This window comes from Mycobacterium sp. (assembly GCF_036488105.1).
Classification (GTDB): Bacteria; Actinomycetota; Actinomycetes; order Mycobacteriales; family Mycobacteriaceae; genus Mycobacterium.
Map to the genome: position 1 here is coordinate 1 of NZ_DASXHW010000285.1, position 5,102 is coordinate 5,102.

A 5,102-nucleotide genomic window follows, 5' to 3' on the forward strand; every position below is an offset into this window, starting at 1 on the left:
CGCACGATGATCACGCGATCGTCCTCGACCGACACGGGCGTCTCGCTGACGTTCCCCAACGTCCCCTGCCACTCCTCCTCGGCCTCATCCCCATTCTCCTCTTCACCCTCCACACCGTCTCCTTCTTCCCCCATCTCGATGTCCACTACATCCTCACCAACCTCCTCCTCGTCTTCACGACCCTCCTCCTCGTCGTCGCGACCCACGACACCTTCATCGTCGCTGTCGTCAACCACTTCCACCGTCGACGCGGCCCCCGATCGAGTGCCACTCGACGACTGGCACTCACAGCATGGAAATAATACTATACCAGGGTGGTATAACCATGGGATGTGGTTATTTCACGACGATTATCCCACCTCTATTACTTCATTGTTTATTGTGGTGTATTTTCAGAATATCCCACTCAAATTGAATTGATTCAATAGAATGCATTCAGAATATCCACCACAGTATACAAAGCCATGATATAGGTGGGATAATCGTCATGAAATAACCATATCCCATGGGTATACCACCCTGGTATAGTATTATTTCCATGCTGTGACTCGAATGCCTCGCGCATCGACCGCATCTCGTCACGCAACTCGGCCATCATCTCGCCGAGCCTCTTGGTCTGGCGGTCCATGGCGACGTTCACCGCCTCTGCGACCTGTGTGATGCCATCGCGCACGGTCGACGTCCACGCTGCGAGATCGGTAGTGGGGGTGGTGGTTACGAGCGCACAGCATGCAACTAGCCATGTATTGGGGGCAATACATGCATGGAACATGGTAAAATGAATCCAAATAAAATTACAATGAATCACCTAATATCATGTGGGACTATATTTTAAATGATTTCAATCATGAGTCCTTCCAGTACATTTTAAAACTTATGAATGCTGAATGATAAATACACTGATTATTGACCTGAAATTTGGTGAGATTAGCTATAAATGAAGCACAAAATTACATGGTAATGTACATTCAGAATGTGACAATAAATGTAACATGCTGATTCATGCACTGATTATTTGGATTCATTTTAGTATGTTCTATGCATGTATTGCCCTCAATACATGGCTAGTTGCATGCTGTGTTGCATATTGCGGCTTCTTCTTCACGCGTGAGTGCGTTTAGTACCGTGTTGCCCCAGCGGATGGTGCGGGATTCGTAGTCGAGTACGACGCCGTGCCGATTGCAGAATGGGCTACCGAGGAGTAGGTCCCATCTGTCGAGGTTGACGACGTCCAGTGCGTGCTCTGACTTCGAATGGCCGAAGTCTAGCATAGGTTTTGCTTCGTAGGAAGTACGTGATGTACTCCCTTTGGTTCCTAGGCGGATCCGTAGGGGTTCGCTCTTGGGCGTTGACGTGATGCCGACTGCCCGGATGAAGTCCGGTGTGATAGCGTCGAGTTCTGAGCCGGTGTCCCAGCACGTATACGCCTCGATGCCGTTCACCTTGACAAGGGTGGACAAGCCTTGTCTCCTGGGCGGCGCTGTTCTGCCGTCTCCAGGGTGTGTCCGGTTGACGTTGGAGTTCGAGGCCCAGTCCACGTTGGAGTCGGCCTTGAGCTGTCCCTTCGTCTTTCCGACGTGTCGTGGCTTGGTGCCACTCCCCCGTACTTCGTAGTTCGTTTTGACGGACTTCAGCAGTTCCGTTGCGACTGTGGTGTCGCTGGTGCTGCTTGTTTTTTGGGTAGCCATGTTGGCTACGTAGACGACCTTGTCGTCGTCTTCGTCTTCGACTTCGTCGAGGTGGAGGGTGGCAATGACTGCTCCCGTGCCCACGTCGTCGAGTGGAGTTTCGACTTCGGTTGGCCCGAAGTCGTCGTCTTCGCTGTATTCTTCTCCATCGAAGTTGGCCTCCGACGCGTCGTCCTCTTCGGCGTGAGGTTGTTCCTCTGAGTCGGCGTCTGCACCCATTGCGTGCATGCGGGCTGACGATGGCGTCTTGGAGCATTCCTTCGAGCCTTTGTAGTGCCCTTTCTTCCCGCAGGCGTGACAGACTATGTCGGCGAGCGGGACTCGTTGTCGTTCCGAGACGGGTTGTCTCGAGGGCGTACCGCGATCTGACGTTCGTGGTTTATTGAAGGATTTCGGCTTGTTGCCGATGTCGGTTTGAGCCTTGGTGGCGTTTGATTCACCGGTTGTTTCAGCGTTCGCTGTTGTTGTGGACGTACGTGGTGTACGTGATCCGCTATTCGTAGTCGAGCGGTAGTAACGAGTCGAACCAAGAGTTGTTCTCTTGGTCGTCGATACCGTTGCGTCGTACGCGTCCCTCTCAAGGAGTTCGCGTTCACGTCGTTCGACGGCGTCGACCCATTCGACTACCGTGGAGGTGGAGATCGACAAGTCTTTGTAATTGATGAGCCAGTGGCAGATGGTCTGCGGGATGGCTGCGACGATTTGTCGTCTGAGTGTGTATTCATCGATGGGCATGAATACGTGTTTCGATAGCGTTTGTACTTCTCGTACGTAGGAGCGAATACCGAGCTCGCTAGAGTATTGTATCTTCTCTAAACTCCGTTGCGCCTTGGTGGCGGCCGCGGGAGTGAGGAATTCGTCGGAGATGAGGATCATTGTCTCCAGGAAGGAGAGTCGTGGTCCGCTTAGCGGTCCCCTCATGTTGAGGTTGAACCAGCCAAGTGCTCGGTCCTCCAATGCGGAGCCTATGGTTAGGGTCCGATTGTAGTCTTGCTCGCGGCCCACAAGTTGGTGGACGTCGATGAACGTTAAGAACGCTTGAAGCCATTTCATGAAGGCTTCAAGGTCGTCGTCGCCGCCGTACTTGGGGATTGGCGTGGCTGCGGCCACGCTCTTGGCGAAGGTGTTGGGGGTCGACGAGGATGGTTCCCTGTCTATGACCCTGCATACAGCGATTGAGATGCCACGCCTGATGCGTGCGCGAAAGTCGCCGTAGCGATCTACAGTTGGCATGATGCCAATTGGTGTTGGAGTTGTACCTCCTGGTTCTCGGTATGCCGGCGAGAGTTTGCGCCAGTCGTAGCCGTCGGAGGTTTCTCTTGGGTGGACACTTGGTGTGTCTGCGAATCGGGCACTAGGTGTGCCTGGTTGTCTCTTTGAGGTGCGCGGCCTGCGGTGGCCGCGCCCTGCGTCTTCGGTGTCGACTTCAATGTCGGCGTCGGCGGGTGATCCGTCGTCGTCGTCATCGTCATCGTCATAGTCGTCATCGTCGTCGTCGTCCGACGGTCCCGTTGGGTGTGGTGGGCCTCCGCCTCCACCTCCACCTCCTCCACCACCACCTCCTCCTCCACCACCTCCACGTCGACCTCCACCACCATTAGGTGGGTTTCGTGGGGTTTTCGACGCGGGTAGTTGGGGTGAGGGGTTGTGCCGTCGGGGCGTTGGTGTTCTGGATCGTTTGGACGGTCCTGGAGTGGGTGGTTCGTCGTCGTTCAAGTCGTCCGTCGCATCTGGTATGCTTTCCGGGCGGTGGATCGGCGTCGTAAGCGGGATTGGGGCTTTGGCCTTGCCCTTTCCGAGTTGGTCCCTTGGTGGGATTATCTCTGGGCGTTCGTCGGTGGTCGACGTCGTAGGCGATGATGATAGATTGGGGTTGTTCCCCACATGTATGTTACTACGGTTTTGTAGTAAGTCGATTATGGTTTGGAATGAAGCGTTGTTCAATCCATTGGCGTGATCGGCCGTGGTGGCCATTGCGGTAGTGATATCTCTCGATATCTGCGTGCCGAGGTCTTTGAATCCTCTGGCGAGGTCGTCGCGAGTTGATCTCGCGTCGGATATGAGCGTGTTGCTGAGGACGCGTAGTTCGTCGCGGACGATTATGGTGTCCGCGTGCGACGCGTTGTTGGACTTCGTGATCGAGTCTGAGATCATCTTGCTGTTCTCAGCGAGCGAGGCTGAGACCGATCTTGCGAATTCCTTCATTATTGTGGACATCGTCGCGTTTAGGTCGGATTGAGTGAGTGGCGCAATCGGGGCCACGTAGTAGTTCGCCTGCGTTGAGGTGTTTGACCTCATGCGTCCTCCGATAGGCGCTTCATATAACGGGCGTTGTCGATGCTCCATAGCGTGGCCTATGGGGCTTGCTTCGACGCGATCGTCATGTTGACGACGCGTAGGGGTGCTCCCGGATGGTCCGGGGCTTTCTGCGGCCTGTCTCCCGGTCGTGGGAGTGTTTGGGGTCGGTTGGCTCGCGGTGGTCGCGGCCGTTCTTCCCTGGAGCGTCGGTGTGTGTACGTCCGTCGACGTCGGCGCTAAAATTTCTTTTTCGGCGCCGGAGGTGGTGGTCACCTCTGGCGCTGATTTTGCTGTTTCTGAGGGGGGTCCAGGGCCAGTGGGGGCCTCTGGGTCCTCAGGGAGTTTTTGATGTTTTCTTTTTGGGAATCTACTCATTTTTCATCGAAAAATTTCGGGCTTGAAATAGTCAGCAGCTCCGTACTATTGTAGGAGCGGGCAAAACGTAAAAATGTATAAGACTTATCTTATCCAAATCTTATCAGGCGCTTATATACGTTGTAGTAGCGTATATTCGACGACTAAGGTAGATGTTGGTAAAGTATAAGATACCTTTGACCCGGTGTCAACAGGTGTCTATATACATGTTTCTTACAAAAACCGTAGTAATATACATGTGGGGAACAACCCCAATCTATCATCATCGCCTACGACGTCGACCACCGACGAACGCCCAGAGAGAATCCCACCAAGGGACCAACTCGGAAAGGGCAAGGCCAAAGCCCCAATCCCGCTTACAATGCCGATCCACCGCCCGGAAAGCATACCAGATGCGACGGACGACTTGGACGACGACGAATTCCCCACCCCAGGGCCGTCCAAACGGTCCAGAACACCTACGCCCCGACAGCACAACCCCTCACCCCAACTACCCGCGTCGAAAATCCCACGAAACCCACCTAATGGTGGTGGAGGCCGACGTGGAGGTGGTGGTGGAGGTGGTGGAGGTGGAGGCGGAGGCCCACCACACCCAACGGGACCGTCGGACGACGACGACGATGACGACTATAACGATAATGATGACGATGACGACGACGACGGATCACCCGCCGACGCCGACATTGAAGTCGACACCGAAGACGCAGGGCGCGGCCACCGCAGGCCGCGCACCTCAAAGAG

The 5,102-nt window shown here is 54.7% G+C and carries 3 protein-coding genes and 1 pseudogene; 1 reads left to right on the forward strand and 3 read right to left on the reverse strand.

What is annotated here, in order from left to right; translation table 11 throughout:
* The 3 genes and pseudogenes from VGH54_RS14650 to VGH54_RS14660 all read right to left on the reverse strand — a co-directional run.
* A pseudogene (locus VGH54_RS14650) lies at positions 1 to 236 on the reverse strand (hypothetical protein); the annotation flags it as partial.
* Between the two features lie 185 nt (positions 237 to 421).
* Entirely contained in the window at positions 422 to 673 is a 252-nt protein-coding gene (locus tag VGH54_RS14655; RefSeq protein ID WP_331512767.1) for a hypothetical protein, read from the reverse strand.
* Between the two features lie 391 nt (positions 674 to 1,064).
* Entirely contained in the window at positions 1,065 to 3,986 is a 2,922-nt protein-coding gene (locus tag VGH54_RS14660) for a retropepsin-like aspartic protease (protein ID WP_331512768.1), read from the reverse strand.
* 902 nt (positions 3,987 to 4,888) lie between these two features.
* Between VGH54_RS14660 and VGH54_RS14665 the strand changes: the two genes are divergently transcribed.
* On the forward strand, positions 4,889 to 5,102 hold a 214-nt coding region (locus VGH54_RS14665), incomplete at its 3' end, for a hypothetical protein (protein ID WP_331512769.1).